The 26,272-nt window shown below is 36.5% G+C and carries 25 protein-coding genes, 1 tRNA gene and 1 pseudogene; 15 read left to right on the top strand and 12 right to left on the bottom strand.

The window, feature by feature from the left end; translation table 11 throughout:
- Positions 1-71: 71 nt before the first annotated feature.
- The 7 genes from folK (at position 72) to fliY (ending at position 6,014) form a co-directional block, all read left to right on the top strand.
- Complete coding sequence (folK, locus tag LS66_RS00940) at positions 72-599, top strand: 2-amino-4-hydroxy-6-hydroxymethyldihydropteridine diphosphokinase (RefSeq protein WP_011115982.1); 528 nt, start codon at positions 72-74, stop codon at positions 597-599.
- Positions 600-690: 91 nt separating this feature from the next.
- Positions 691-2,142 carry a flagellar biosynthesis protein FlhF gene (flhF, locus tag LS66_RS00935; RefSeq protein WP_034367664.1) on the top strand — a complete coding sequence of 484 codons (1,452 nt, stop codon included), beginning with the start codon at positions 691-693 and terminating at the stop codon, positions 2,140-2,142.
- Positions 2,143-2,154: 12 nt separating this feature from the next.
- Positions 2,155-3,027, top strand: coding sequence for a MinD/ParA family protein (locus LS66_RS00930; RefSeq protein ID WP_034367661.1), 873 nt, complete (start codon positions 2,155-2,157; stop codon positions 3,025-3,027).
- 24 nt (positions 3,028-3,051) lie between these two features.
- Entirely contained in the window at positions 3,052-3,408 is a 357-nt protein-coding gene (locus LS66_RS00925) for a hypothetical protein (RefSeq protein WP_011115985.1), read from the top strand.
- Positions 3,409-3,419: 11 nt separating this feature from the next.
- A complete protein-coding gene (locus LS66_RS00920) occupies positions 3,420-4,127 on the top strand; it encodes an RNA polymerase sigma factor FliA (RefSeq protein ID WP_034367658.1) in 708 nt (235 codons plus the stop codon).
- Entirely contained in the window at positions 4,120-5,181 is a 1,062-nt protein-coding gene (gene fliM / locus LS66_RS00915) for a flagellar motor switch protein FliM (RefSeq protein WP_011115987.1), read from the top strand. The genes LS66_RS00920 and fliM overlap by 8 nt, the downstream gene beginning before the upstream one ends.
- A complete protein-coding gene (fliY, locus tag LS66_RS00910; protein ID WP_011115988.1) occupies positions 5,178-6,014 on the top strand; it encodes a flagellar motor switch protein FliY in 837 nt (278 codons plus the stop codon). The genes fliM and fliY overlap by 4 nt, the downstream gene beginning before the upstream one ends.
- A 74-nt stretch (positions 6,015-6,088) precedes the next feature.
- On the opposite strand, the gene LS66_RS00905 is transcribed toward fliY, so the two are convergent.
- Entirely contained in the window at positions 6,089-6,292 is a 204-nt protein-coding gene (locus tag LS66_RS00905) for a DUF2892 domain-containing protein (protein WP_011115989.1), read from the bottom strand.
- A 98-nt stretch (positions 6,293-6,390) separates the two neighbouring features.
- Between LS66_RS00905 and LS66_RS00900 the strand changes: the two genes are divergently transcribed.
- The 3 genes from LS66_RS00900 (at position 6,391) to LS66_RS00890 (ending at position 9,037) form a co-directional block, all read left to right on the top strand.
- A complete protein-coding gene (locus LS66_RS00900; RefSeq protein ID WP_052057457.1) occupies positions 6,391-7,014 on the top strand; it encodes a Crp/Fnr family transcriptional regulator in 624 nt (207 codons plus the stop codon).
- A 13-nt stretch (positions 7,015-7,027) separates the two neighbouring features.
- The gene (locus LS66_RS00895) at positions 7,028-8,362 is read left to right on the top strand and encodes a leucine-rich repeat domain-containing protein (protein ID WP_034367427.1); all 1,335 of its coding nucleotides are present in this window, start codon (positions 7,028-7,030) and stop codon (positions 8,360-8,362) included.
- A 99-nt stretch (positions 8,363-8,461) separates the two neighbouring features.
- The gene (locus tag LS66_RS00890; protein WP_034367429.1) at positions 8,462-9,037 is read left to right on the top strand and encodes a hypothetical protein; all 576 of its coding nucleotides are present in this window, start codon (positions 8,462-8,464) and stop codon (positions 9,035-9,037) included.
- Here LS66_RS00890 and LS66_RS00885 read toward each other — a convergent pair.
- Positions 9,034-10,005, bottom strand: coding sequence for an NAD(P)-binding domain-containing protein (locus LS66_RS00885; RefSeq protein ID WP_034367431.1), 972 nt, complete (start codon positions 10,003-10,005; stop codon positions 9,034-9,036). The genes LS66_RS00890 and LS66_RS00885 overlap by 4 nt on opposite strands.
- Entirely contained in the window at positions 9,998-10,222 is a 225-nt protein-coding gene (gene ccoS, locus LS66_RS00880) for a cbb3-type cytochrome oxidase assembly protein CcoS (RefSeq protein ID WP_011115994.1), read from the bottom strand. The genes LS66_RS00885 and ccoS overlap by 8 nt, the downstream gene beginning before the upstream one ends.
- 155 nt (positions 10,223-10,377) lie before the next feature.
- Between ccoS and LS66_RS00875 the strand changes: the two genes are divergently transcribed.
- Positions 10,378-12,048: a methyl-accepting chemotaxis protein gene (locus LS66_RS00875; RefSeq protein ID WP_034367433.1), complete on the top strand. Its 1,671-nt coding sequence runs from the start codon at positions 10,378-10,380 to the stop codon at positions 12,046-12,048.
- Positions 12,049-12,072: 24 nt separating this feature from the next.
- On the opposite strand, the gene recG is transcribed toward LS66_RS00875, so the two are convergent.
- Together recG and LS66_RS00865 are read right to left on the bottom strand one after the other, a co-directional pair.
- Positions 12,073-13,959, bottom strand: a complete 1,887-nt coding sequence (gene recG, locus LS66_RS00870) for an ATP-dependent DNA helicase RecG (protein WP_052057460.1) — start codon at positions 13,957-13,959, stop codon at positions 12,073-12,075.
- An 8-nt stretch (positions 13,960-13,967) separates the two neighbouring features.
- On the bottom strand, positions 13,968-14,984 hold the full coding sequence (locus LS66_RS00865) for a type I glyceraldehyde-3-phosphate dehydrogenase (protein WP_034367435.1): 1,017 nt from the start codon (positions 14,982-14,984) through the stop codon (positions 13,968-13,970).
- Positions 14,985-15,078: 94 nt separating this feature from the next.
- Here LS66_RS00865 and LS66_RS00860 point away from each other — a divergent pair, with 94 nt between their 5' ends.
- A complete protein-coding gene (locus LS66_RS00860) occupies positions 15,079-15,843 on the top strand; it encodes an SDR family oxidoreductase (protein ID WP_011115998.1) in 765 nt (254 codons plus the stop codon).
- 7 nt (positions 15,844-15,850) lie between these two features.
- On the opposite strand, the gene LS66_RS00855 is transcribed toward LS66_RS00860, so the two are convergent.
- The 6 genes from LS66_RS00855 to LS66_RS00830 form a co-directional block, all read right to left on the bottom strand.
- Entirely contained in the window at positions 15,851-17,893 is a 2,043-nt protein-coding gene (locus LS66_RS00855; protein WP_034367438.1) for an LTA synthase family protein, read from the bottom strand.
- A gap of 146 nt (positions 17,894-18,039) precedes the next feature.
- Positions 18,040-18,354, bottom strand: a complete 315-nt coding sequence (locus LS66_RS00850; RefSeq protein ID WP_011116000.1) for a co-chaperone YbbN — start codon at positions 18,352-18,354, stop codon at positions 18,040-18,042.
- Between the two features lie 8 nt (positions 18,355-18,362).
- Complete coding sequence (locus LS66_RS00845) at positions 18,363-19,400, bottom strand: YeiH family protein (RefSeq protein ID WP_034367440.1); 1,038 nt, start codon at positions 19,398-19,400, stop codon at positions 18,363-18,365.
- Positions 19,401-19,475: 75 nt separating this feature from the next.
- Positions 19,476-19,551 (bottom strand) — tRNA-Phe (locus LS66_RS00840).
- A 193-nt stretch (positions 19,552-19,744) separates the two neighbouring features.
- Complete coding sequence (locus LS66_RS00835; protein WP_052057462.1) at positions 19,745-20,350, bottom strand: YceI family protein; 606 nt, start codon at positions 20,348-20,350, stop codon at positions 19,745-19,747.
- Positions 20,351-20,352: 2 nt separating this feature from the next.
- Entirely contained in the window at positions 20,353-20,859 is a 507-nt protein-coding gene (locus LS66_RS00830) for a MarR family winged helix-turn-helix transcriptional regulator (protein WP_034367442.1), read from the bottom strand.
- Positions 20,860-21,216: 357 nt separating this feature from the next.
- On the opposite strand from LS66_RS00830, the pseudogene LS66_RS10375 reads away from it, so the two are divergent.
- From LS66_RS10375 to LS66_RS00815, 3 genes and pseudogenes are all read left to right on the top strand, one after another.
- Positions 21,217-21,915, top strand: a pseudogene (locus LS66_RS10375) (phosphatase PAP2 family protein); the annotation flags it as partial.
- Between the two features lie 334 nt (positions 21,916-22,249).
- On the top strand, positions 22,250-23,692 hold the full coding sequence (locus LS66_RS00820; protein WP_236096942.1) for a sulfatase-like hydrolase/transferase: 1,443 nt from the start codon (positions 22,250-22,252) through the stop codon (positions 23,690-23,692).
- A gap of 205 nt (positions 23,693-23,897) precedes the next feature.
- A complete protein-coding gene (locus LS66_RS00815; RefSeq protein WP_034365395.1) occupies positions 23,898-24,989 on the top strand; it encodes an NAD(P)-dependent alcohol dehydrogenase in 1,092 nt (363 codons plus the stop codon).
- A 16-nt stretch (positions 24,990-25,005) separates the two neighbouring features.
- On the opposite strand, the gene murD is transcribed toward LS66_RS00815, so the two are convergent.
- Positions 25,006-26,268 carry a UDP-N-acetylmuramoyl-L-alanine--D-glutamate ligase gene (gene murD / locus LS66_RS00810; RefSeq protein ID WP_034365398.1) on the bottom strand — a complete coding sequence of 421 codons (1,263 nt, stop codon included), beginning with the start codon at positions 26,266-26,268 and terminating at the stop codon, positions 25,006-25,008.
- Positions 26,269-26,272: the final 4 nt, after the last annotated feature.

Raw genomic sequence — 26,272 nt, 5'->3', positions numbered from 1 at the left:
GTCCTTTGAATGATATAAATTTGGGCTAAGATTTTATAATGTTTTCACAAACATAAAACCAAAGGCAGATAATGGCATATAAAAGCGCACAGATTCTAAGCTCCAAGCATTATCCTTATAGGTTGCACAAAAAGTTTCAAAAGCCCATTTCTCCTAAGTATCGTAATATTTTTATGCTAGGTCTTGGTTCTAATCAGGGACTTTGCACTTTCCTCAATGAGAAAGGCAGTATTGCAATTTTAGAATCTGTATTTATGTGGTTTGATTCCTGCTCATATATAGAGATTCTCTGCACATCACCACTTTGGCGCAATCCACCCTTTGGTTTTGAATCCCAAGATGATTTTTATAATGCAATTATGGTGTGTGGGAGCAATTTAAGTTTGGTAGAAATTTATGGGCTTATTTTTTATATTGAACGTCGATTTGGGCGAGAACGCAAAAGAGCTTTTAAAAATGCCCCACGCACACTTGATATTGATATTATTTTTTTTAATGCGCTGCATATTAAGCGCCCTTATTTGCAAGTGCCTCATTCTTTTTACGATGTTAGGGCTTCGGTAATGTTGCCTTTGAGCTTTATAGAAACATATATGTGAAAGTTTGTATCTTTGTGCAAGCAGTTAAACTTTACTAAAACATCAACAAGCTACAATAAGAATTTCTATTTTGAGCTTATAGGCGGATACGATGGCAAAAAAACTTCACACCTTTATGGGAGATACCCCAGCCCAAGCCCTTAAAAAGGCACAAGATACCTTTGGCAACGAGATTTTACTCGTAGAAAATAAAGAGATTCGGAAAAAATCTCTTACACAATCGGGTTTATATGAGATAGTCATTGCAGTTGATGATGAAAGCACACCATCAACACCTACAGAATCTACAGATACAAAAGATACTCAAGAGAAATTAGCACCCAATAGTGTGCAAAAAAGACTTGATGAGATTGCAGAGAAAAATATGGCAAAGAAGCGTCAGGAATCAAATAAGCCTAAAGTTTATGATGAAGTAACACTTCAACTTTCTGATGCGGTAAAACAAATATCACAAATTGCCAATGTGCCGAGCAATATGCCTGTAAATCCTAAGATTCAACCCAAGCGTCCTTATCCTACGGCTAAAGCAACCTTTAACAAAGCAAACACAACGCATATTTCAAGTATAGAAGATAAAATTGAGGATTTGCAACAAACTCGTTTAGAGCAAAGTATCAATCAAAAAATAGAACTTAAGCATATTAAAAATGAGCTTGATGAGATTAACGATAAGATGAAAATTATCCAAAATATGCTGTGGGAGGAAAAAAGCCCCAAAAATGAAGGCATTAATATTCCTCAAGAGTTTGCAGAAATTTATAGAATCGCAAAAAGTAGCGGTATGAACAAGGAGCATTTGGATACAATTATGCAATTATCATTAGAACTTATGCCGCTTAAGATGCGCTCAAATTCCACAACAATTAAACGTTATTTTCGCGAAGTATTGAGAAAAATGATTTATTGTCGTCCTGAAAACCTCCAAAGCAATGCAAAAAAAATCATAATGCTTGTAGGACCTACAGGTGTGGGAAAAACAACCACTCTAGCCAAACTTGCCGCGCGTTATTCTTTAATGCTTAATCAACGTTATCGTGTGGGTGTAGTTACGCTTGATACTTATCGCTTAGCAGCGGTTGATCAGCTAATGGCTTATGCGCGTATGATGAAGCTAAGTATTGACACGGTGGTAGAGCCAGAGGAATTTGGCAAGGCAATAGATTCCCTTAAGCATTGTGATTATATTCTCATTGATACAGCGGGGCATTCTCAACACGACCGCAGTAAGCTTCAAGCGCTTAAATCTTACCTTAATAATGATTACAAAATTGATGTGAGTCTTGTGCTTGCGATTAATGCAAAATATGAAGATTTAAGAGATACTTATAATGCTTTTAGTGAAATGAATATTGATACATTAATTTTTAGCAAGCTTGATGAAAGTCGCAACTTTGGTAATATGTTTTCACTTGTATATGAGACAAAAAAACCCATTAGTTATCTCTCAATCGGGCAAGGTGTGCCAAATGATTTGATTTTAGCAGGCAATGATTATTTGGTAGATTGTTTGCTTGATGGATTTAAACGCCCAGAATCTAAATAGCGGAAGTGCTAAATGATACAAAATCAAGCCCACGAGCTTCAAGCGCTCGTTCAAAGTCGGGATAAACGCAATTTTAGCACAACAAAATTTATTGCTATTACTTCAGGTAAGGGTGGTGTTGGAAAATCAAGCATTAGTGCTAATCTTGCTTATTGTTTATGGAAGCTTAAAAAGCGTGTAGCAGTCTTTGATGCGGATATTGGATTGGCTAATCTTGATTTAATTTTTGGAGTAAAAACGGATAAAAATATTCTTCACGCTTTACGTGGGGAGGCGAGTTTCCAAGAGATTATTTATCCTATTGAAGAGGGTTTATACCTTATACCCGGAGATAATGGTGAGGAAATCCTTAAATACGCTAATAGCGGCGTATTAGAACGCTTCCTTGAAGAGAGCGATATTTTAAATAGTATTGATTATATGATTATTGATACAGGCGCGGGTATTGGCGGCATAACACAAAATTTTTTAAATGCAAGCGATGCGCTCGTAGTAGTTACTATGCCTGACCCTTCGGCTCTTACTGATGCCTACGCTACTATTAAGCTTAATAGTAAAATACATAATAACATTTATATGATTCTCAATATGGTAAAAAATGCTAAAGAATCACGACTTGTTTTTGAACGCATTTTAGGCTTGGCTCAAAAAAGTATGCCTGCTCTTAATCTTTTTTTGATTGGGTTTATTGAACAAAGTCAGGTTGTAGCAAAAGCGGTGCGTTCAAGGGAACTTTTTGCCAAAGCCGAACCTTTGAGCGTGCCTAGCGGACAGATTCAGGATATTGCACGAGAGCTTGTAGAAAAATTGGAACAAAATATGCTTACCAAACCTCATAAGCAGCATTTTGCTGATTTTTTGCGACGGATATTAGGCTATATTTGATGTCAGGCTATAATAGGGGATGGTATGAAACCAGATAATTATATGAGTTTTAGCATTGTAGCAGGGTTTTTTATTGGATTGACATTTTCCATTACCAAATTTGATGAGCCTGAATTTATGGTTTTATGGACAATTATTACGACAATGGGTGTATATTTGATTGTGGCTGTATGCGTATCATTATATTTTTGGTTTTTGGATTTTGAACAAACTCGGCTTAAAAAAAGCAAACTTGAGAATAATCTTGAATTTTATCGCCTTGAATTTGATAAGCGTGAAAAAGAATCGGCTAAGATTCGGAATTTTATTAGAAGTATAGAATCTGATGATGAAGAAATGGCAGCACAGGCAGCACAACAAAATACGCAGAAAGAGGGTTAAGAGGTATTTTAATGAAAAGCATAAAAAATAACAACGGATATAATCAGACGCTCAAGTATGCACAAGATGAGCTTGCTTTGCAATACCTTCCGGCAGTTAAGGCGATGGCATTTCGCCTTAAGGAGCGTTTGCCTAGCTCTATTGAAATGGCAGATCTTGTATCTATTGGCACAGAAGAGCTTATTAAACTTGCTCGCCGTTATGATAGTAGCCTTAATGATTCTTTTTGGGGCTTTGCTAAAACGCGAGTGAATGGAGCAATGCTTGATTATTTGCGAAGCCTTGATGTCCTTTCTCGTGCTAATCGTAAGCTTGTAAAGAGTATTGATTATGAAGTATCAAAATATTTCAATGAACACCAAGAAGAGCCAAGCGATGAATATCTTGCGAAAGTCCTTAAAGAAGATATAGCAAAGATAAAAGAGGCGCGTATGGCTTCGGATATATACGCACTTGTGCCTATTGATGAACAATATAACGCTATTTATGCGGAAAATATACTTGAAGATGTGCAAAAAGATGAGCTTATGGAGATTATCTTTAATGTCCTTAAAAAGCTTGGTAAGCGTGAGCAGATGATTATTCAGCTGTATTATTTTGAGGAGCTTAGTCTTAAGGAAATCAGCGAGATTTTAGATATTACAGAATCTCGTATTTCGCAGATTACTAAGGAAATTGTCAAAAAAATTAGACAAGCATTAGGAGATATTAATGGCTGATATATTAAGTCAAGAAGAAATTGACGCCCTTTTAGAAGTTGTTGATGATGATGGCGATACTGCTGATATAGAGAAACAGGATTTAACACATCAAAAACAAGTTACGCTTTATGATTTTAAACGTCCTAATCGTGTGAGTAAAGAGCAGTTACGTGCTTTTAAATCAATTCACGATAAAATGGCGCGCAGTCTTTCATCTCAAGTTTCTGCGGTTATGCGAAGTATTGTGGAGATTCAATTACATAGTGTGGATCAAATGACTTATGGTGAGTTTTTGATGAGCTTGCCCTCTCCTACGAGCTTTAATATCTTTTCAATGAAGCCACTAGAGGGTGCTGCAATTTTAGAGATTAATCCAAGTATTGCCTTTCCAATGATTGATAGACTTTTGGGAGGGAAAGGTGACCCTTATGAAAGCTCACGTGAGTTTAGTGATATTGAACTCAATCTCCTTGATACACTTTTGCGTCAAGTAATGCAAAATCTCAAAGAAGCGTGGAGCTCTATCACAGAGATTTTTCCAAGTGTTGATGCTAAGGAATCTTCTCCTAATGTTGTGCAAATCGTGGCACAAAATGAAATTGTTATTATGGTAGTTATGGAGATTATTATTGGGCATAGTAGCGGTATGATGAGTATTTGTTATCCTGTTATTTCGCTTGAAACAGTGCTTTCGCGTTTGGCAAGTCGGGATTTAATGCTAAGTGACACAAGTTCCAAGAAAAGTCGTAATAAGGAACTCCAAGCCCTTATCGCAGGGGCAAATGTAATAGTATCGGGCTATCTTGGTGATGCTACACTCACGCTTAAAGAAATTTTGGATTTGCAAGTAGGTGATATTGTGCGACTTGATACTATTGCTGATGATACTATAATCGTTTCTGTTGATGGGCGTGAAAAATATATTGCAAGTATAGGATTGCAACGTTATAGAAAGACATTGCAGATTAAAGAAGTCATTAAAACAGAAAAAGACCAAGTAAAAGAAGTGCTTGAAATGCTTGAAGGGCAACGTAAAAATAGAATTGCAAATATTGCAGAGGAGGGAGAATGAAAGCATTTGTTGATTTAGTTGTTACAGAGACAACAACGACCATTGAAGGCTTAATGGGGAAAACTCCAAGTGTAAGCCATACGCAAGATGATAGTGTTAGCCTTGAAAATCTCCCCACACCCTATGCTATCAGTTATATTCAAGCAAGTGGCGATGGTAATGGTGAAATAGCAATGGTTATTCCTGTAGAAATGGGAACAGCACTTGCAGATATGATGCTCGGCGGCGAGGGCGAAGTAAAGAGTGAGATGAGTGATGATGATTTAGATGCAATAAAAGAAATTAGCTCTAATATTTTTGGTGCTGTTTCTACTTCGCTTAATTCTCAAAATGAGCTACCAAAACTCAACTTTACGTGTAGCAATATTGAATTTATTACAGAAAATATGGATTTGTCTCGCTTTGATAAGGCATATATTTTTAATTTTACATTAGATTCTATTCAGTCAAATTTTACGATTTTGGCAAATAAAAGTTTTGTGGAACTTTTTGAAGGCGGTAATACATCTGCTCAAGCGGCTCCTGCAGAATCTGCTGCTCAAACAAACCCGGCACTCTCTGCGACAGAATACAAAAATATCAATATGATTTTAGATGTGCGCTTGAATGTTAAGGTGCGTATAGGACAAAAAAGAATGCTTCTTAAAGATGTCATTGCAATGGATATTGGGAGCGTGATAGAGCTCAATCAGTTGGCAAATGACCCGCTTGAGATTCTCGTAGATGATAAAGTCATTGCTAAAGGTGAAGTCGTTATCGTTGATGGAAACTTTGGGATTCAAATCACAGATATTGGCACAAAACGAGATAGGCTAGAACAGCTGAGAGGATAGTTTAGCTAAGTTCAAGCACACTAATGTAAAAGTAAGTGAGAGAGTAGGCTTATCAAAAATAAGCCTTATCAAATTTATTCTTTCTCTTTTTTAAAGACAGAGCAACTTTTAAGCGGACAAGCTTGTTTGTTTGCCCATACTCTCAAAGGGCAGACACCAAATGCACCTGTAAGCAAAGGTATAAGCCCTAAAAGTCCCCATAAAGATTCAAAATAAAATCCAATGCCAAAAATAGCAAAAGCAATTATGATTCGGATTATTCGTTCTGTCATTTTCATATAAACTCCTTTTTGAAAAGTAATGATGAAGTATAGAATACAAAAATAAGAATATCTGTGATAAAATCACATTTTGATTATTAATGCAAGGAGGGTAAGTGAGTAAAGAGCCGCTTAAAGCTATTTTTGCCCCGCTAGGCTTAGCACAGCAAGATATTAAAAGCATAGTCCAACAAGCATATTTTAAAAGTTTTGCGCCAAATACACTTATTAATCAAAATGAGAATTGCTTGGGCTTTATTTATGTGTTTTCAGGGGCTTTACGCGCTTATATTATGGGTGAGAATGCTAAAGAAATTACACTTTTTAATCTTAAAGAGAATGATTATTGTCTTCTTTGCTCGCATTGTGCGTTGCATTCTATACATTATGATATTTTACTTGAGAGCAGCCAAAACACAGAAGTGCTTATTGTGCCTCATCAGTTATTTTCTAGGCTTAAAGATACTTATCCTACGCTTTCAAGTTTCACACTCACGCTTATTTCTAAGCGACTAAGCCAAACCATATCCACACTTGAGCAAGCATTATTTAAGCCGCTTGTTGAACGAATCCGTGAGTTTTTGTATGAAAATGCGCATAATGGGGAGATTCTCATAAGCCACGAAGAAATTGCTAATCATCTAGGGAGTTCGCGTGAAGTCATCTCACGAATCCTCAAAGAAATGGAAAAACGCGGTGAAATCAAATGTGCATATAAAAAAATTATTTTGTGTTCTTAATAGGAGGGAGAAAATGAAATTGCTAGGAATTTTTGTAATATTTTGGGTGTTTGTAGGTGTAAATAGTTATGGAGCTTCTATAAAAAGTCAAATCCAGGAGATTAAACAATGGCAAAAGCAAAATGCCCTCTATCCTAAAGATAATTTTTTTTCAATCTCTAATAAAGCATACGATGAAAACAAAAGTTGGAAAGAAGGTAAACTCGCTTATTGTGGATTGTTTTTAGAGAGTGATTTAGATGATAAGGCGATTTTAAAGAAACTTCAAAGTATAGAAAGATTGGTATTTGACGAAGAATGCCCAATAGATAGTCTCCCCGATGCTATTAGGCTTTTAGAAAATCTTAAAGGACTACGCATACAAAATGCCAATCTTAAAGCTTTAAATCCTCATATTTTTTCTTTAAAATATTTTCGAGATTTAAATGTAGCGCATAATGAGATTACAGAGATTCCTCAAAATATTTGTGAAGCAAGGAATCTAATGGATTTAGAACTCTCGCATAATAAAATTTCTACTTTACCCTCTTGTTTATTTAACCAAAGAAAAAGCCCTCTTTATATGATTGAATGGGATATTAATCCCGGAAAGGGTAAACTTCCCACATCTCCTAGACTTCTTTACCTCAAAATTAATCATAATAAACTCACATCTTTGCCCGATACCATTAAAGATATAATTGAGCTTGAAGTTTCGCACAATCAGCTTCAATCTTTGCCTCATTCTATTGAAAATATGCGATTTTTGGATATTTCTTATAATAAACTCACATCTTTGCCCCTAGATTTAGCAAAAATTGATTATGTGAATTACGAAGGCAATAAGATTGTTTATCCTAAAGATTTCAATTTAAGCGAAGATAAGAGCTTGAGGCTATTTGATAATATAGCATTTTGGGATAGAGATTTTAGACTAGCTAATGATAACAAAGAAGCTAATGAAAATAATTCCCAAATATGCCTAAGCCAGAGTGAATACTCTCTATGGCGTCTAAGGCGCGCCTTATATACCGAAGAGGCGACATATTATCTTACACGCATTGTGCCAAAAAAATCTCCAAAGAATGAAGCGATTTTTGATGTATATGGTATTGCGGGTTTTTTTAATTCACAAGAAAGGATTATTGTGCGGTTGATTTTTGATAATCAAGATATATCACAGGCAAGAGCTGTCCTTTTTATTGATTTGAGGGATGAAGAATCACAATCCAAACTTGTTTTTAGCTTGAAAAATGGCATATCATTGCCTGATTTTCCTAAAAATTTATCACAAGATGTGCTTAGGGTTTATGAAAGTGCTAAGCCTTGTAAGCCGCCTTATGATACAAGATGGAGTGTTGATGATTAATTTTTGTAACATACGCTTTACTTTTTAACAAAAAAAAAAAAACGAAATTTTTACAAACAAATGTGTTAGAATGCAGAAATTTGTTCTTTGGGGGTGGCTATGAATCTTAAAGATATGCAGAGGAGAGAAATTGAATTTTTAAAGAAAATTGGTTTATATTCTAGTGTAAGCTTAAGCACAATGCAAAAAATATGCAAATATGTATCGGCTATCATTGTGTTTGTGTATCTTGTTTTTGTTCAGGTGAAAACACCTTTTCTTTCACATACTTTTATTAATGTATTTACAGGAGCGGGTTTTGCTTTTTACCTCTTTAAAAAAGACTATTTTAAAGTTGGGTTGCTTACGCTCTATATCGCTTTTGGCGGTATATGCCTTCTTGGTGTGCTCTTTTATCAAGGAATTTTTGGAGTAGAACATTTTAAATTACAAGAAATACTTGAAATTATCGCATCAAACAATGAGGATCTACACTCTCCTTATCAAGTAGGTTTATTGATGACTTGGAGTTTTGTGCCGCCACTCCTTTTTACACTATTAACAGCCTTAAGCGTCTTTATGCGGCGATTTGAAAGCAAACTCCCTGCTTTATTTTTACTCTATTTACTTCTTTTGCCTTTTGTATGGTTAATTGGCTGTATAATTGTGGGTGTATTTATAATTGATGATATTTAATTCTTTGCTCTTTTTGCAATCTCTTTGGCAATATCATATCCATACTTGATAGCAGCAGCGATTGAGCCACCATTTTTAAGCGCAATATCCCCCGCTACAAAGATATTTTTCACGCTGCTTTCCCATAAAGGAGAGCAAAGCGGCACACCCTTTTCATCTGTGGTAATAGAGCATTTTTTCAAAAAATCAATAGGTGAAGCACCACCAATAGCATAAATCACCCTATCAAATACATCTTTACTCCCATCGCTAAAATGCACTCCTACCTTTCCGTTATCATCACTTAGCTCTGTAATATCAATGCCAAGCTTTGTGTGAAGCGAGCCATTTGCAATCACATTTTTAAGTGCAGCCGCATTTGTATCATTAATGCGTGAAAACTCACTTCGGCGGTAATTAAGCGTTACGCTCCCACCATTGTCTGCACTTTGGGCTAAATCATACGCATATTCCACAGCAGAGTTTCCTCCACCTACAACGAGAATCTTTTCATTTTTTTGCGCATCATTGGCATTGAAATTAATATATTTACGAATTGTCGGTGGCAAAGCATAGCTTGGTTTATTGGGTTGTCCCATTTTCCCTATACAGATAACGACAAAATGCGCCTTATAGCTGCGATTATCTGTTGTAGTAATCACAAAGCCTTCACTATCTTTGCAAGGCACAACAGATTCCACATCGCTTTGATAAGTTACTTCAACAGGAGAGAGAATCTCATCAAAAAGTGCTAATGTGCTTTCTCTATCGCCATCTTTAAAGTCAATATTTCCTTCTAATTGCACAACTTGCCCTTTGTAGTCTTTATCCACGCGTTTGCCTTCTTTGTAAAACTTGCGAATACTCATATTGTGCGAATCACCTTTTTCAAGTGCTATCACACTTAAATTGCGTGCTTGAGATTCTATGATAGCACTAATCCCGGCAGGTCCGCAGCCTACTACAGCTACATCATATACTTTATTCATCATTGCCTCCTTTATTTTGTATGGCAGGTTTATTTTGTTTTTTATCAGTTTTTGCAGCAAGGTTTAAGTCTTCCACAGAATCAAAAAGCACACCCTGCATCATTTTGTTTGCATCATCAAATTGTCCATTTTTTAAGCCCCATATAAATGCAAGCAATCCAAATAAGCCTAGCACAAGAGAAACACCGAGCATTACAGCAATCATTTCGGTATTCATTAGTATTGAACCTTTTTGATGATGAATTTTTACAGGATTCTAACATATTTTTAATTACGAAACCAAATAAAATATGTTTTTATATGGATAATATTTATAAAAATATACTTTTAAGTAGTATAATTTCTTAAATATTTTAAGGGAGATAATAAATTATGTCTAAGACTTTAGAGGTTCAGCCCCCAAAGAAAAAAACAAGCATAGGTGTTATACTTGGTTTTGGTTTTGGGGTTTTAATTGTATTTTCGTGTGTGATGGTATTCTTAAGTCTTAATCGCGTAAGCAGTATCAATGCCTCATTGAGCGAAATTAATGATAAAAATGCCCTTGCTCAACGTTATGCAATCAACTTTCGCGGAAGTGTGCATGATAGAGCTATTGCTGTGCGTGATGTAGTGCTTATTAGTAGTGAGGATAAAAACGGATTGCAACAGCTTTTAGAACAGATTAATGCACTAGAGAAATTTTACAAAGAAGCAGAAGATAATATGAAGCAGAATTTTATTGATGCAAAACTGCTTAATAAAAAAGAACTAAGCATTTTGCACTCTATTGAGGAAACACAAGCTAAAGCTATTCCGCTTATTGTTCAAATTATTCAGGCTAAGCTCGCAGGAGATTCTCAAAAGGCGCGCACTATTCTTACAACACTTTCTCCTTATTTTACGCAGTGGCTTGCAGAAATTAATGAATTTATTGATTATCAAGAAAATGCTAATTCAGGGCTTACACATCAGCTAAGAAGTGATGTTAGTGAGTTTAGAATCTTACTTTTAGCGCTTTTGGCTTGTAGCGTGATTTTTGGTGTAATTGTAGCTATTGTGATTATTCGTAATTTGTTGCGTTTGCTTGGTGGAGAGCCTTATATAGCTTCATATATTGTTTCTAAAATTGCTAATGGAGACCTATCTGGACATATAACATACAAAAATAAAGATTCTATACTTTCATCCATTGCAAGTATGCAGGAAGGATTAAGAGAAATTGTAGAGGCTATTACGCATTCATCGCAGCAAGTGAATAAAATCGCGCTTGAAGTCTCTGATGTAGCGAGAAAAGCGCAAGATGACGCTAATACACAAATGCAAAATTCAGCAGCCATAGTTGGTAAAATAGAGCAAATAAACCATTCTGTTGCAGAGGTATCAGATATTGCCAAACAAACAGAGGAAAATTCAGTCAAAAGTGTTGAAATTTCATCTAAGGGTGTGGAGATTATTAATATTACAGCCCAAGAGATTGGCAAAATTACAGAAATGATTAGTTCTTCAGCGGATAATATTCGTGGTTTGCAACAACAATCTGTGGAAATTGGTGGGAGTGCAGGCTTAATTGCGGAAATTGCAGATCAAACAAACTTACTTGCTCTTAATGCAGCAATAGAAGCTGCACGTGCAGGAGAACACGGAAGAGGATTTGCTGTTGTTGCAGATGAGGTGCGAAAACTCGCAGAGCGCACAGCTTCTACTACGGCGGAAATCGCTAATATGATAACACTTATTCAAGAGAGTATAGGTGTTTCTGTGAATTCTATTGAAGCCATTGTGCCACAAATTGATAAGGGACAAAAGCTCATTTTAGATTCTGTGCATACATTAGAAGAAATCCAAAGTCAAGCTCAAGATTCTCTCCAAAAAGCTCAAGTGGTAGCATCTTCTTCAGTTCAACAAGAAGATACAATGCAGAGTATTTTGCACGATATGCAGAGTATTTCTACATTATCTCAGGAGACAAGAAATTCACTTGAAAATACCAATAAGGCTATTGGTGAGCTTAAAAATATCTCTGATGCCTTAAAAAAGAATATGACACATTTTAAGGTGTAATAAAAAAGACAAAGGGCAATTTTTCTAGGTTAATCGCCCTTTTTGTGCATTTTGTTGTTGAATAAGCATTTTTGCTTCTTTAATGATATTTTCATCGCTTCCCATATCAAAATATATAAATTCATCGCCACTTTGTCGCTCTCCACTTAATAAATCTCCACTATTGCGATATTTTAAATCAAGTTCAGCAATGTCAAATCCGTTAAGGGTGCTACAAAAAGCTTTTAATCGTTCATTTTGCGGTTGATGCGTATAAAGATAGCAGTATCCTTTTAATCCGTTTCGGCTTACGCGCCCACGCAACTGGTGCAATGTGGCTAATCCTAGTCGTTCGGGTGCAACAATGACAATAGTAGAGACTTTTGGCAGGGAGATTCCCACCTCAACAAGTGTAGTAGCAAGGAGTAAAGAGCCATTGTGCGCAAAATCATCTATAACATTTTGTTTGTTTTTATCTTTACCTGAAGTGTAATGCACGCTATTAAAATGCTTTTGCCAAAAGCTTAATCCCTCATTTAAAGAAAGATAATCAAGATGCTCACTTTCTTCTACAAGAGGATAGATAATGATTGCCTGATGTCCTTGATTGATTTCATTTTGTAAGGCAGAAAGTAAAGTTTTAAAGGTGCTTTTATCTACAATGGAAGTGCTTATATCTTTTTTGAAAGGTAAGTCTTGAATGACACTTAAGTCGATAAATTGTGCATTAATCATCGCAAGAGTTCGTGGAATAGGAGTGGCTGAAAATTGCAAAATATGAGGACGAGCATTTTTATGGGCGTCTTGTCCTATTTTTTCTAACCCATAGCGTTGATTTGTCCCAAAGCGATGCTGTTCATCGCTCATTACAAGGGCTACATTTTCTAATGTAATCTCACGATATAGCAAGGCTTGCGTGCCTATGATAAAATGTGCTTCTTGTAAATCTTGACGCGTTTTAGCAGTAATAAGATGTATTTTGATAAATGGTGGAAGCAGTCGTTTTGCTTCTTCATAAAGTTGGGTAGCAAGAATTGTAGTGGGTGCCATAAGAATGCTTGTGTGTGGATATGTCATCATTACAGCACAGAGGATTACTATTGTTTTGCCACAGCCCACATCACCCATAATAAGCCGCCTTGCTGCAATTTGGGAATCTAAATCTAAGCTTATATCTTTTATGGCGGAGCATTGTCCGCTCGTGAGGGAAAAAGGCAAAGATTCTATAAAAGGCGTGATATCGTTATTGCAGCGATATTTGGCTTTGAAATGTATCTTTTTGCGTGAGAGTAAGTGCAAATAATGATAAATTTCAATAAATTTAAGCGCATTCATATGTTCTTGGGGCAATGCGTTGTGTTTTTTAAAAGCGAGCATAAAATGCGATGAGGGTGTAAAAATTTCATATATTTTTTGAGCAATCTCTTGAGGAATACCACAAGAGAGGAGATTATCTATATTGATAGTAGCTTGAGTTAATTCCTGCATTGCTTTATCGCTAAGCAGGGTAGTTTTAAAATGTGGTGTAATGGTGTTAATGTGCTTAATAGATTTTGGTTGAATTAGAGTGTAGCGCTGGTTATAGGTTTCAAGTTTGCCTAATACATATTGAATAGAATCTTCACTAAAAATCTTTTTGTGAAAAGGCTTTGGGTGGAAGATAATCATTTCAAGGGGCTGATTAAAATCACTCATCGTAGCGTAAATGCTTAAACGAGCGTTTTTGCCAAAACCGAGCGTTTTTGTATCGTGTATATGCACTTTGATAAGGACATTGCTATGAGGAGTAAGAGTAGGAGTAAGCGTGGTGTCAATATAAGATTTGGGAGCGTGAGTAATGATAAGAGTAAGGAGATTGTTTATTTTAAGTTTTTTTAGACGCGATTGATTGGTTTTATCAAGATGTTGAATAAAGGAGCTAAAATCATACATAAATTAATTTAAGAGCTAATAAATTGTGCCATATCAAGCAAACGATTAGCGTATCCCCATTCATTATCACACCACGCCATAACACGAGCCATATTGCCATTAACGATATAGCTTAAATCCGGTGCAAATATAACACTATGAGGATTCCCTATAAAATCACTGCTTACGCCTTGTTTGGAATCAATGCCAATAATTCCTTTCATTGAGGTTTTACTTGCATTTATAAGTGCATTATTAAGTTCCGTGATAGTCGTTTGACGCGAAAGATTAAAGGTTATGTCAATAAGCAAAACATTTGAAATGGGCACACGCACACTATGTCCATCTATTTTTCCCTCAAGTTCTGGGAGGATTCGCATAAGTGTGCGTGTTGCACCTGTATGAGTGGGGATAATATTTTGAGCAGCAGCTCGTGAGCGGCGTTTATTTGTGGGATAAACGCTATCAAGGAGAGATTGTTCATTTGTATAGCTGTGCATAATGCAAAAACTCACTACTTCAATACCAAAACATTCATCAATAATCTTGCAAAGCGGTGCTAGAGCATTTGCAGTGCAAGAGGCATTAGAGATAATAGATTCTTTGGCATAGAGGGTATGATTAACTCCAAGTGCAAAGGTTGGCATATTATCGGTTGGTGTAGCAGAGAGAATAACTCTTTTTATACCTTTTTCACAATGATGTGTAAGCTGCTTAGAATCTAAAAATTGCCCACTTGATTCAATAACAATATCAGCCCCACACGCAGCAAAATCAAGTTCTTTAGGATTGCTATGATTAAAAGTGCGAATAGGTGGATAAGTGTTGTGATTATTTTTAAGTATAAGAGTATTAGAGGTGTGCGAAACTTCAAAGGGAAGTGTGCGATGGGTGGTGTCATTTTCAAGCAGATAGCTTAGAATCTCCCAATCGTTAATATCATTAATGGCAACAATGCTTATGTGTTCTTTGTATTTATGTTGCAAGGCTACGCGCATAATACTTCTGCCAATGCGTCCAAAGCCATTAATAGCAATATTTATCATCTTATCCCTTGAAAATTAAATGCTAAAGTGCAAAAAGCGATTGTAGCATATTTGCTATAATAGTCAATTTTTATTGATTTTGAGAGGATAAGAAATGAATACTTTTCGTGTGGCAATTACAGGAGCGAGCAGTGGTATAGGTAGAGCATTAGCAATTTGTTTTGCAAATGAGGCAACTCATTTATATATTGCAGGACGCAATAAGGAGCGATTAGAAGAGAGTAGAGCATATATTTTAGCTGCAAATCCTCAAGCACAAGTAGAAATTTCTTGTTTTGATGTAAGCGATGAAAAGTCGTGCAAACTTTGGTGTGAAGAAATATTTGTCTCTCGCCTTGATGTGCTTATTATAAATGCAGGGGTTGCGATGGGAGAAAAAGAGAGTGTAAAAAAACATTTTGAAATTTGTCATACAAATGTTATGGGTGTAGCCTATATTGCATTTTACGCACTTGAAGCATTCCGTAAGCAAGAATTAAAAGATAAAAAGAGAGGACAAATAGTGCTTATGGCATCTATTGCAGCACTTCTTTCATTGCCAAATGCACCAAGTTATAGTGCTTCAAAGAGTTTTGTTAAAAGTTTGGGAGAAAGTTTGAGCGTGGCGCAAAAAGATGTGCATATTACAACTATTTGTCCGGGGTTTATTAAAACGCCACTGACAGATTATATTCACCATTCTATTCCACAAATGAGTGTTGAACAGGCAAGTAAAAAGATGTATTATGCGATTAAGAAAGGCAAAAGTTTCTACGCATTTCCACACTCTTTAGCGTATGCAGCAAGATTCTATACTATTTTACCATTTTGGCTCAAACGCGCACTTGTGAATCTTATAGGCTTTATGGGGAGGCTATAAGTTTAAGTTAATGCTCTTGTGCATTTTCAAGGGCTTTTGTAGCTTCATTGGCGTGTGCTTTGGTATTGTGATAGAGCATATATATTGCTGTTTCCCATAAATCCGCATTGATTTTTTTAAGTTTTGCATAAAGTTTAGAATCTTCTTCTCCTACAAGCTGCCAATGAGTAGAATCTTTATTTGTAGAATCTTTGGGAGTGCGTTTATAGAGCGCACCTCCTCCTGCTTGCTCGTATTCATTAGAGTAGCAGTATTCATTGCTTATAAGTAATGGTGGTCTATTCCAGCGGCGGATAAAGGTAAAGCGTTCTTCCCCAAAACTGCTATCTAGTAAATCTCTTCCCATAGTGGTGTTGTGGATTTTAACTCCAGCTAAACCAGCTGCTGTTGGAAATATATCAATATGCCCTCCTGCTTGAGGCATTATTTTGCCTTGAGGAAAGAATTTTGGAGAGTGGATAATAAGTGGCACTTGAAATTCGTGCAGAAGCAAATTTGAATAAGTTTTATCAACTGATGGTGAAATTTGCGACATTCCGTGGTCGCCTGTGATGATAAAAATTGTATTGTCATAATATGATGATTTTTTGGCAGTCTCAAAGAATTTTTTGAGCGCATAATCACAATATTTCATAGAGAGATATTCTGCTCTATTTTCTTCGAAACCATATTTTTTTAAAAATTCATTATCAGGTATGGTGTAATCAAAATCAGGTATGCCTTCAGGGACGGTAAAAGGCGCGTGGAAGCTTGCAAGCTGAATGAGGCTTATAAAAGGAGCTTTTTGTGATTCAAGGAGTGTGTTAGCTTCCTGCAAAAGGTCTTTGTCTGAAACTCCCCATACGTCCATTCTAGGAGATTTCCAATATCCCTCTTCGTATATTTGAAGCCCAGAGACATTATTGCTCAACACGCCGCGTATATTTGCCCAATTTGCATTACCACCGAGCATATAAAGCTTTGTATATCCCTCAAAGTCATTCCATACAAGATGTTGATCCATTGTATAAGGGTCGCGAGAGCTGGTCTTAAAATATTCATTCACATCGGGTATGCCCGTTATGATAGAAAACATTGCTCTTGCGGTGGTGCGAGCTGAAGCGTAATAATTAGGAAAATATAGCGATTCCTTGGCGAGTTGAGAAAGAAAGCGCGTGGTATCTATTTCATCAAACATAAGTGAGCTTTTATGAGTGCTCATAGATTCAATAACAATGATAACAATGTTTGGTTTAGCCTCACCAGTAGTTTTTGAAAAGCGGTCATAACTCATAGAATTTGTATTAGGGTTTTGCACGCCTAAGTATTCCACAGCAGTAGGATAAGCTTCGCGGGCTTGTTTTGTATTATCTATATAGGAATTTTTCGGACGCGTGTCTGCAAGATTCTGAATGGGATTAAGTCCTAAGGCAGTAATTTGATTGTATCCTGAGAAAAAGGCTTCGCTCCACCGCAATGGATAATAAATTATGCCATATTGCCCATAAATTAAAATAAGAACTACAAGCAAGGTAGCCACTCCTGATGTTATTTTACTTGAAATAGTATTTACGCTATAAACCCACTTATTTAAAATCATTTTGCTTCCAAAGGTAAGTATAGCAACAATAACACCAAGAAGCACCAAGAGTTTTATAACAGGATATGTTTGCCAAATCATTCCTAAAGCTTCTTTGGTATCTTCTAGTAATCCGATGGCTGCAAAATTAAGGCGCGATTGTAAATACGCATAATGGGCAAAATCAACGATATAAATTAGAACATAAAAAATAAATACAATTGTATAAAATGCCACTAAAAATGGACGCACTTTATTAAAAGATTTTGATATAAAGGGTGTAAAAAGACATATAAGCAGAGGTAGAGACATTAGGGCAGCTATACGACCATCAAAGCGAACACCGATATAAAAAGCCTTTCCTAATTCAGCCCAAGAAAAACCAGCTAGACTTTCCCATTGCCAAAGCACAAAGCCAACGCGCATAATAATAGCTATCAGCCATAAAAATAAAAGAAACTTTAAGTATATTCGTGTATTATTGGTAATCATCGGGCTTATTCCTCTTAAGAGTTAGATTCAAAAACTATTATTGTATATTGAATTATTTAACTTGTTTCTAAAATAAAGATTGTATGAAGTATTTTTACGCCTATTTTGAGGGTAGGTTTAAAATATAATTGGCACTATGGGAGAAATTATAAGAGTGTGTTAAATGCACTTCTAATACTTTCTATAGAGTGCGGCTCAATGAGGCGCTCTCCTACCTCTTTTCCATCTTTGTAAAAAATGAGTGTGGGAATCTTGCGAATATTGAGTTCATCTTTAAGGTGTGTTTGTGTATCAAAACTTACCTTGAATATGGTTATTTTCCCTGCAAACTCTTGGGCAAGCACCTCAAGCATAGGGTCAATAGCTCGGCAGTCTGGACACCAAGGTGCACTAAAATCCACTACTACACAACCTTGCTTAATCACTTCATAAAAACGCTTACTATCAATATTTTCTATCATAATACCTCCTAAAACATAATATAAACTAACCCATAAGTGCCAAACATAAGGATAATAAATAAAATTAATGCAAGGGCAAATGTCTTTGCTCCAAAAGAGATAAATTTTTGCCAATCAATTTGCAAACCTAGCGCTACCATTGCAAAAACAAGGCAAATTTTAGAAGCAAATTGTGTGGATTCTAGCACCACTGGTGGAAAATCAATAAAAGAATTAAGCACAATTACGCCTAAAAATCCAAAAGCAAAATAAGGAATATAAAGTGCATTTTGTTTTGCGTGTGTGTCGCCATTTGGAATATTTGTATCATTTTGAACACGTTTTTGATTGAGCTTAAAAATAATATAGGAGATAATAAGCAAAAGTGGCACAAGTAGCACGACACGCGTCATTTTAACGATAATAGCTACATTTTGAGATTCTGGTGAGATTGCCGCAGCACCTACGACATTTGCTACTTCGTGCAAGCTTGCACCGATGAAAATACCCCACTGATAGTCATTTAAGGGGAGTATATTGGCATAATATATTGCAGGTAAGAGTATCATACCAATAAGTCCAAAAATGACAATAAAACCAAGAGCCACAGAGCTTTTACTCGGGTGAGTTTTGAGGGTGGATTCTAAAGCTAGGATTGCCGCAGCACCACATACTGCACTTCCAATGCCTACAAGTAAGCTGATTTCATTATCAAGTTTGAGCATTTTACCGATAAAAATTGCTGCAATAAATACTCCAGCAACAATAAATAAAGAAATAAGGAATCCATTAAGCCCAAGTGTAGCAATTTCGCCGAGTGTGATATATGAACCATAGAGAATAATGCCAAGACGCAAGAGCTTTTTCGCACCAAAAGTAATCCCTGCTTGTATATCATAATGTTGATTGAGTTTGGGATAAAACGGAGAGAGTGCAGCCCCGAGCAAAATACCAATAATGAGTGGAGAGAGAAATGGTGTAAGCGTGGCAGAAATAAAGAGTGAAAGCAAACTAAAAAAAGCAAGAAATAATATGCCATAGAGAAAACCTTGAAAGCGATAAGCCATTATATATCCTTTAAGAAATAAATGTTTGTTCTATTTTATGATTTGTAAATAAATACAGATACTAGAGGTAATGTATGGTGGCTCGAGGCGGAATCGAACCACCGACACGGAGATTTTCAGTCTCCTGCTCTACCGACTGAGCTATCGAGCCACAAAAAGAAATGCGCATTATACCTCAATGCGTTTAAAACTTGGCTTAATCAAATGTAAATCTCAAATCTGCTTATGTAGTATAATAAGCGAAAGTACAAAATACTTAGTTAGGTAGGGCTAGAGTCTAACTCCAAAATCTAACCCTACCTAAGAAGCTATTAGTAATATAATTATTCATTAATAAATGTGCGTTATTTCCAAAAAGTTTTGATATGTAGCTCTATTCTATCACTATTCATTTTTGAGCCCTCAATACCAAAGTCTTTAATATTAATCTCTCCTTTTAGTGTGAGTTCAAGTGTGTTTATATTAAGCATAGAATCAAGCACAAGTGGCAAAGTTACGCCGTGCAAATTTAGCTCTCCATACACTTTACCCTTGATATGCTTATCATCTTTTTGTTCTTCAAGTCTTTCATATTTTGTCATCATAAAGCGACTTGTTGGATAAGCCTTGACATCTAAGAAATCAGATTCTAATAAATGTGTGTCTCGTTTTTTATTATCAGTAAAAACAGAGGCTATTTTGACCTCACCGCTTAGGTTAATGATATTATTTGTGGTATCAAGCTTTAAATTGCCACTAAAGTCTTTAAAAACCCCATCAATTGATACGAAACCAAATTTTGTTGCTTTAAAGCCAATATGAGAATCTTCGCTTAATGAAAGATTGCCTTGATGGGTTGCACTATAAGCTTGTGTGGTCATAAGCAATAGAGCGCATATGAGGCTATGAAATATTTTCTCTAAAGTGCCTCTTTGTCCAAATCCTTTGTGTCGTGCTTTTGTGTGTAACATAATTATCCTTTCAGCTTTTGCTTTTTGTTTTCAAGTCCTATGACTGCCTTATATAATATCTTGCGAAGCTCTTGCATCTCTTCTTTACTTAGATGCTCTAAGAGTAAGTCATTATGCACCTCCTTCATTATTTGGTATGTTTTTTTAGCGTATTCTTTGCCACTAGGTGTAAGGGTGATAAGATTTTCGCGTCTATTTGCTGGATTTTGTTTGCGCTCTACTAAGCCTTTAAATTCTAAGTCATCAATATACATACGCACATAATTTTTATCACTTGAAGCAAAATTGCACAAACTGATTTGGGAGTGTGGATTTTGTGAGCATACCCATAAAATCCCTGCTTGTTTGTGGTGTATGATACCAAGTGGAGCTATACGCCTATCAAATTCTGTAGAGAGTTTTTCTCTAAGTTGTGTAGCAAGAAAACCAATATTTTCGTAAATATCACAAGATTCATTGCTTACATCTTGCTTTAAAGGGGTTTTGGAATCTCGTTTTTGCATTTTCATAATTTTCTCCTTATTATCATTTTTAATTATAGTAACTAAAAATTATTATAATTAAAAATTATAATAAAATCAAGTCAAAGCCAAAAATTGATATATTTTTGTGAAAACTACTTGCTAGATACTATGGAGGACTCTAAAGGCAAAAGAAAGATTTGCAAGGGTAAAGAATACTTGCCTATACTTCAGAACTTATCCCGATATTTATGAAAAAACCAAAGTTTTTTATGTGCCAAGCATAGCTATGAAGCAGCAGAATTTTAGCTCTTGAAGCAAAGATACAAGATAAATATATTTTCTAGCTTGCTGAAGGTCTAGGTTAGAATCTAAGCAAGGGCATTTAGATTCTTATAGAATTTAATGATCAAATTGCACCAAAGACAAATGACAATAAAACTACACAAATTCATTGATAATTTGTGTATAATCACAGCTATGAATAAACAAGTTAGTATGAATTTTGCCAAAGTGAATTTATGGCATTTAGGTGTCACAATAGGCATTTTTTGCCTTATTGTTGGTATGTTAAGAATCTTTGGTTGGAGTGAGCCGGAGGTATATCCACAGATTCAAAAGGATATTTTCTTAGCCATCAATTCGCTTTGGTCCAATGTCCCATCTCTCGCACACAATCTTACCCAACTCGGTGATGCGAGTGTAGCATTCGCACTCTTGTTAGGGTTCCTCATCGCACCTAAGCTTTGGGAAGCACTCATCGCAGGCTCCTTGCTTTCTCTTGTGCTTTCTACATTATTCAAGACAATCTATGCAATGCCACGTCCAGCACGTGCTTTTGACAATACTTTTAATATCATTGGTGAGCGACTAGCAGGCACAAATAGCCTACCATCAGGGCATTCGATTGCTATATTCACGATACTTTCTGTGCTACTTTTTGCTTTTATGCCAAGCACTCGCAAATGGCGTTTGCCTTTTATCATAAGTATCACTCTCTTAGGTATATTTGTGGGGCTTTCACGCGTGGGCGTGGGAGCACACTATCCGCTAGATGTCCTTGTGGGTGCGTCCCTTGGGTGTGTGTGCGGAGTCTTTGGTGTGCTTGTGGCTAGTAAGACGCGTATTTTTGCTTGGCTAGATTCACATTTTGGTTTGCTTATTTTCGCTACTTTGGGCGCAGTTGCTGTGGTGATGGCGATTCAAAATATCAGTAAGCATAATCTTGCGGTATTTTATCTTGCACTTATTTGTGCGTCAGGCTGCTTATTTATGATGCTACATAAATATTTTACTAGCGCTCAAAGATTGGATTTACAATGTGCCACTCCACCCCTCCACCCCTCCACCCCCCCCCCCCCCGAGTCAACCTATCGTCTTTATTTTCATCATCTCCGCACTTCAAGTAGCATTTTTCCATTTTCCTTTTTTAGGATTCGTGCGGACAAATCTCGCTTTAGATTCACTAAATGCAATTGTGCTATTTGTCTCACTCGTGCTATTTTTGTTCGCACTTACTACACTTATGCCACTCTTATTAGCACTCATCTCTTTCAAGCTCACTAAAATATGGTTCGCAATTACCTCAATCACAAACGCCATAGCGGTGTATTTTGTCTCTGTATATGGAGTGTTTTTAGATAAAACGATGATGGGCAATCTCTTTAATACAAACCCAGCAGAAGCAGGAGAATTTCTATCTTTGAAAATGGCACTATTTATAATTATACTCGGTATTCTCCCAGCGTGTTTTCTACTCTTTGAAAAGGTGGCAAGACCTACACGCAAATCACTTGCTAAGAGCTTAGGCTTGATATTTTTCGCGCTTATTGTGCTTACTGGAGTTAATTTTCAGAATCTATTGTGGTTTGATAAATACTCTAAACAACTTGGCGCACTTATTATGCCTTGGTCATATATAGGTAACTCAGTGCGGTATTTTCAAGGGGAGTTAGCAAAAAATAAAAAAGAGATTCCACTCCCTGATGCACGCATTACAAATGACAAAAAATCTGTAGTCGTGCTAGTGATTGGTGAATCTGCGCGTGCAAAAAACTTCTCATTCTATGGTTACTCACGCAATACCAACCCTCTCCTTTTAGAAGTGTCAGGACTTCGACATTTTTATGCAAAATCAAGCACGACATATACGAGTGCATCTGTGAAAAATATGCTTTCATACAAGGATAGCACGAATCTGTATGAGATATTGCCAAACTATCTTGCACACACTGGGGTAGATGTGATGTGGCGTTCGACAAATTGGGGTGAGCCTCCGCTTCACCTACCGAGTGAAAATATTATGCGATATTCGCAACTTGCAGAGAAATATACTCATCTTGATGATAGCTATGAGTCTACACTTGTGGCGGGACTAATTGAAGACATTGAGTTAGCAAAATCGCCTAAAGTGCTTATCGTCATTCATACAAGCACGAGCCACGGACCAACATATTATAAGAAATACCCTCCTCAGTTTGAAGTGTTTAAGCCTGTGTGTAAAAGTGTCGAACCAAAGGGCTGCTTACAGAGTGAAATTATCAATGCGTATGATAATACAATCCTCTATACTGATTTTTTATTGCACTCAGTCATTAGTCAGTTAAGCAAACTTGATAAATACGACAGCACAATGATTTATGTAAGTGATCACGGCGAGAGCTTGGGTGAAAATGGTGTATATATGCACGGGATACCATTAGCATTTGCGCCAAAGGAGCAATATGAAATACCATTTTTTGTGTGGAGTTCTAATGCTAGTAGGATTAAAGATTTGAATGAAGCAACACACTTTCATATCTTTCATAGTGTTTTGACATTTTTAGATGTGGAGAGCGAAGTGCTTGATGAAAAGATGAGCATATTTACTAAGGAGGAATAGCAAATTACTAGCGTTTGTATAATTTTTGCATTTTTGGTAAAAACTTCACACAAATAATAAATATAAAATCAACAATGCGCAATACCTCCTCCTCAATACTTTGTTGATATTTTTCATTATTATATTATGTGCATTGCCTCTTGACAAACACTAGGTATCAGGATTTATAATTACATTTTCAATTTTAGTCATTTAAGGAGTATTTATGCTATTAAAAGAGAATTTGACACAAGCACAAAGTGGGCAGAGAATCACTGCCAAAGGCTATGCAGTCGCACATAAAAGTGATACTTTTAAGCCCTTTAGTTTTTCGCGCCACGCTTTGGGAGAAACTGACATTTTGATTGAGATTCTATATGCTGGAATCTGCCATAGCGATATTCATAGCGCGCGTGAGGAATGGCATAAGGGAATTTTTCCAATGGTGCCCGGACACGAGATTGCGGGTAAAGTCGTGGCAGTAGGAAGCAAGGTAAGCAAATTTAAAGTTGGCGATTACGCAGGGGTAGGCTGTATGGTCAATTCTTGCGGTGAGTGTGAGGCGTGCAAAAGAAGCCAAGAGCAGTTTTGTGAAAATGGCAAATGCGTCTTTACTTATGATTGCCACGATTGCTTCCACGATAACGAGCCAACTTATGGCGGGTATTCAAATAATATTGTAGTGAGTGAAAAATTTGCGGTCAATGTCCCACAAGATGCGCCGTTAGAAAAAGTTGCTCCCTTGCTTTGCGCAGGAATCACCACCTATTCGCCGATTAAATTTAGCAATGTCAAGGCAGGCGATAAAGTCGCGGTAGCTGGATTTGGTGGGCTTGGTGTAATGGCACTCAAATACGCAATCAAAATGGGTGCGGAAGTGAGCGTGTTTGCGCGTAATAAAAATAAAGAAAAAGAGGCATTAGAGCTTGGTGCAAAGGCACTTTATACTGATACAAAGGGTGTGAGCGAACGATTTGATTTTATCATTTCTACGATTCCAACCGCGTATGATGTGAATGCCTATGCGGAGTTGTTGAAATTTGGCGGAGAAATGGCGATTGTAGGCTTACCACCTGCAGATGAGAAGCTTAGCATTGATTTAACGAGACTTGTATTTGCTGCGGGTAAAAAAGTCTATGGCTCACTCATTGGCGGAATGAAAGAGACACAAGAAATGCTTGATTTTTCGCTCAAACACAAAATCTATCCCGAGACAGAGGTTATTTCTGTGGAGCAAATCAATGAGGCGTATGAGAATCTTACAAGCGGCAAGGCGAAATTCCGCTATGTGATTGATATGAGCAGCCTCAAAGAATAAGCAAATAAATAATTTATTACATTTGGAGAGCTAATTGTGTAAAAATCTCTCCTCTTTGTTTATAAGAGCTAAATTGATCTAAGCTTGCAGCGGCAGGAGAGAGAAGCACAACATCTTTGGCATTCGTATCGCGTTTTTTCTTTATGCAATCCATAGCTTTATAGATGTCTTTACAAGGTGTAATGGGGATATGATATTCTTGAGCAAAAGAACATAAGCGTTCTTCATTCGCGCCAATGCTTATAATTTCAATATCTTTATCTTTCATAAACTCAAAGAGTGGTGTGAGATTTGCTCCTTTGTCATCGCCACCTAGTATGATAATAATATGTGTATGTATGTATCGTGCGATAGCCTGAATGGTTGCATCAACATTCGTGCCTTTGCTATCATCAACCCACAAACGATTGAATTTATCATAAAATTCAGCGATTCTATGTGCTCCTATTTGAAAGGTATTCAATCGTGCAATATCATCGGCTTTAAAGGCAAGCTTAGCGATACTAAGAGCTATGATGGCATCAAGTAAAAATGGCTCTTTGAAGTTAATATCTTGAAGAGAAATGCTACATTTTTGGGCTAAATCCTGCGTAGATTCGTAGCTAATAAGTGTGCCTTTAAAATCTTTTATAAAATTATGATGTTCAAATTCACTGGGAATAATTGCGTAAGTGTAAGAATCCATACGCTTAAGCGGACTAAGCTTATCATCAATATAATTTTCAAAGCTTCCGTGCCAACTGATATGGTCTTCTTTGACGGGCAATAAGGCGTAGATTTTAGGATAGGCATCGTGCGTATAATGTAAGCTAAAAGAGCTTGTCTCAAGCACCCATACTTTTGGATTGTTTGTATAAAGCATAGCAAGAGGTGTGCCGATATTGCCCCCACTTTGTGCATTGAATGGCTCAAGCAAAAGTGTTGTCATTTCTGTAGTGGTGGTTTTACCATTTGTGCCACTAATCCATATCATAAAAGGCATATCTTTTTTGTGAGTATTCACATCATTTTGCAAAAGCTTGTAAAAATAGTCATATTCGCTAATGAGGTGTTGGGCTTTGCATACTAATGGGTGAGAGGGGGGGATACCTGGACTAAGAATCTCTTTATCGCTATGTTCTGGAATAAAATCATTTGAAGGAAGCAATGTATTGCCAAAATCATCATTATGAGCTTGAGTAAATTTATCATCATAAATGTGAAGAGTGTGCCCTTGCTGGTTGAGAAAGCTTACAAGGGGCGTTGTTGTAACGCCATAGCCAAAAATACTTATATGCATTATT

This window comes from Helicobacter sp. MIT 03-1614 (assembly GCF_000762925.2).
In the GTDB taxonomy this organism is placed as follows: domain Bacteria; phylum Campylobacterota; class Campylobacteria; order Campylobacterales; family Helicobacteraceae; genus Helicobacter_C; species Helicobacter_C hepaticus.
Note: the sequence above shows the minus strand (reverse complement) of the source record. Positions and strands in the feature narration are given on the sequence as shown.

What these genes read in the sequence shown, in the direction of transcription:
- LS66_RS00815 (WP_034365395.1), top strand. Translation starts at nt 23,898, where the DNA reads ATGCTATTAAAAGAGAATTTGACACAAGCACAAAGTGGGCAGAGAATC.
- LS66_RS00930 (WP_034367661.1), top strand. Translation starts at nt 2,155, where the DNA reads ATGATACAAAATCAAGCCCACGAGCTTCAAGCGCTCGTTCAAAGTCGG.
- flhF (WP_034367664.1), top strand. Translation starts at nt 691, where the DNA reads ATGGCAAAAAAACTTCACACCTTTATGGGAGATACCCCAGCCCAAGCC.
- murD (WP_034365398.1), bottom strand. Translation starts at nt 26,268, where the DNA reads ATGCATATAAGTATTTTTGGCTATGGCGTTACAACAACGCCCCTTGTA.
- LS66_RS00875 (WP_034367433.1), top strand. Translation starts at nt 10,378, where the DNA reads ATGTCTAAGACTTTAGAGGTTCAGCCCCCAAAGAAAAAAACAAGCATA.
- LS66_RS00865 (WP_034367435.1), bottom strand. Translation starts at nt 14,984, where the DNA reads ATGATAAATATTGCTATTAATGGCTTTGGACGCATTGGCAGAAGTATT.
- LS66_RS00925 (WP_011115985.1), top strand. Translation starts at nt 3,052, where the DNA reads ATGAAACCAGATAATTATATGAGTTTTAGCATTGTAGCAGGGTTTTTT.
- LS66_RS00855 (WP_034367438.1), bottom strand. Translation starts at nt 17,893, where the DNA reads ATGATTACCAATAATACACGAATATACTTAAAGTTTCTTTTATTTTTA.
- LS66_RS00860 (WP_011115998.1), top strand. Translation starts at nt 15,079, where the DNA reads ATGAATACTTTTCGTGTGGCAATTACAGGAGCGAGCAGTGGTATAGGT.
- recG (WP_052057460.1), bottom strand. Translation starts at nt 13,959, where the DNA reads ATGTATGATTTTAGCTCCTTTATTCAACATCTTGATAAAACCAATCAA.
- fliM (WP_011115987.1), top strand. Translation starts at nt 4,120, where the DNA reads ATGGCTGATATATTAAGTCAAGAAGAAATTGACGCCCTTTTAGAAGTT.
- LS66_RS00850 (WP_011116000.1), bottom strand. Translation starts at nt 18,354, where the DNA reads ATGATAGAAAATATTGATAGTAAGCGTTTTTATGAAGTGATTAAGCAA.
- LS66_RS00835 (WP_052057462.1), bottom strand. Translation starts at nt 20,350, where the DNA reads ATGTTACACACAAAAGCACGACACAAAGGATTTGGACAAAGAGGCACT.
- LS66_RS00920 (WP_034367658.1), top strand. Translation starts at nt 3,420, where the DNA reads ATGAAAAGCATAAAAAATAACAACGGATATAATCAGACGCTCAAGTAT.
- ccoS (WP_011115994.1), bottom strand. Translation starts at nt 10,222, where the DNA reads ATGAATACCGAAATGATTGCTGTAATGCTCGGTGTTTCTCTTGTGCTA.
- LS66_RS00905 (WP_011115989.1), bottom strand. Translation starts at nt 6,292, where the DNA reads ATGAAAATGACAGAACGAATAATCCGAATCATAATTGCTTTTGCTATT.
- LS66_RS00895 (WP_034367427.1), top strand. Translation starts at nt 7,028, where the DNA reads ATGAAATTGCTAGGAATTTTTGTAATATTTTGGGTGTTTGTAGGTGTA.
- fliY (WP_011115988.1), top strand. Translation starts at nt 5,178, where the DNA reads ATGAAAGCATTTGTTGATTTAGTTGTTACAGAGACAACAACGACCATT.
- LS66_RS00845 (WP_034367440.1), bottom strand. Translation starts at nt 19,400, where the DNA reads ATGGCTTATCGCTTTCAAGGTTTTCTCTATGGCATATTATTTCTTGCT.
- LS66_RS00885 (WP_034367431.1), bottom strand. Translation starts at nt 10,005, where the DNA reads ATGAATAAAGTATATGATGTAGCTGTAGTAGGCTGCGGACCTGCCGGG.
- LS66_RS00890 (WP_034367429.1), top strand. Translation starts at nt 8,462, where the DNA reads ATGAATCTTAAAGATATGCAGAGGAGAGAAATTGAATTTTTAAAGAAA.
- folK (WP_011115982.1), top strand. Translation starts at nt 72, where the DNA reads ATGGCATATAAAAGCGCACAGATTCTAAGCTCCAAGCATTATCCTTAT.
- LS66_RS00830 (WP_034367442.1), bottom strand. Translation starts at nt 20,859, where the DNA reads ATGAAAATGCAAAAACGAGATTCCAAAACCCCTTTAAAGCAAGATGTA.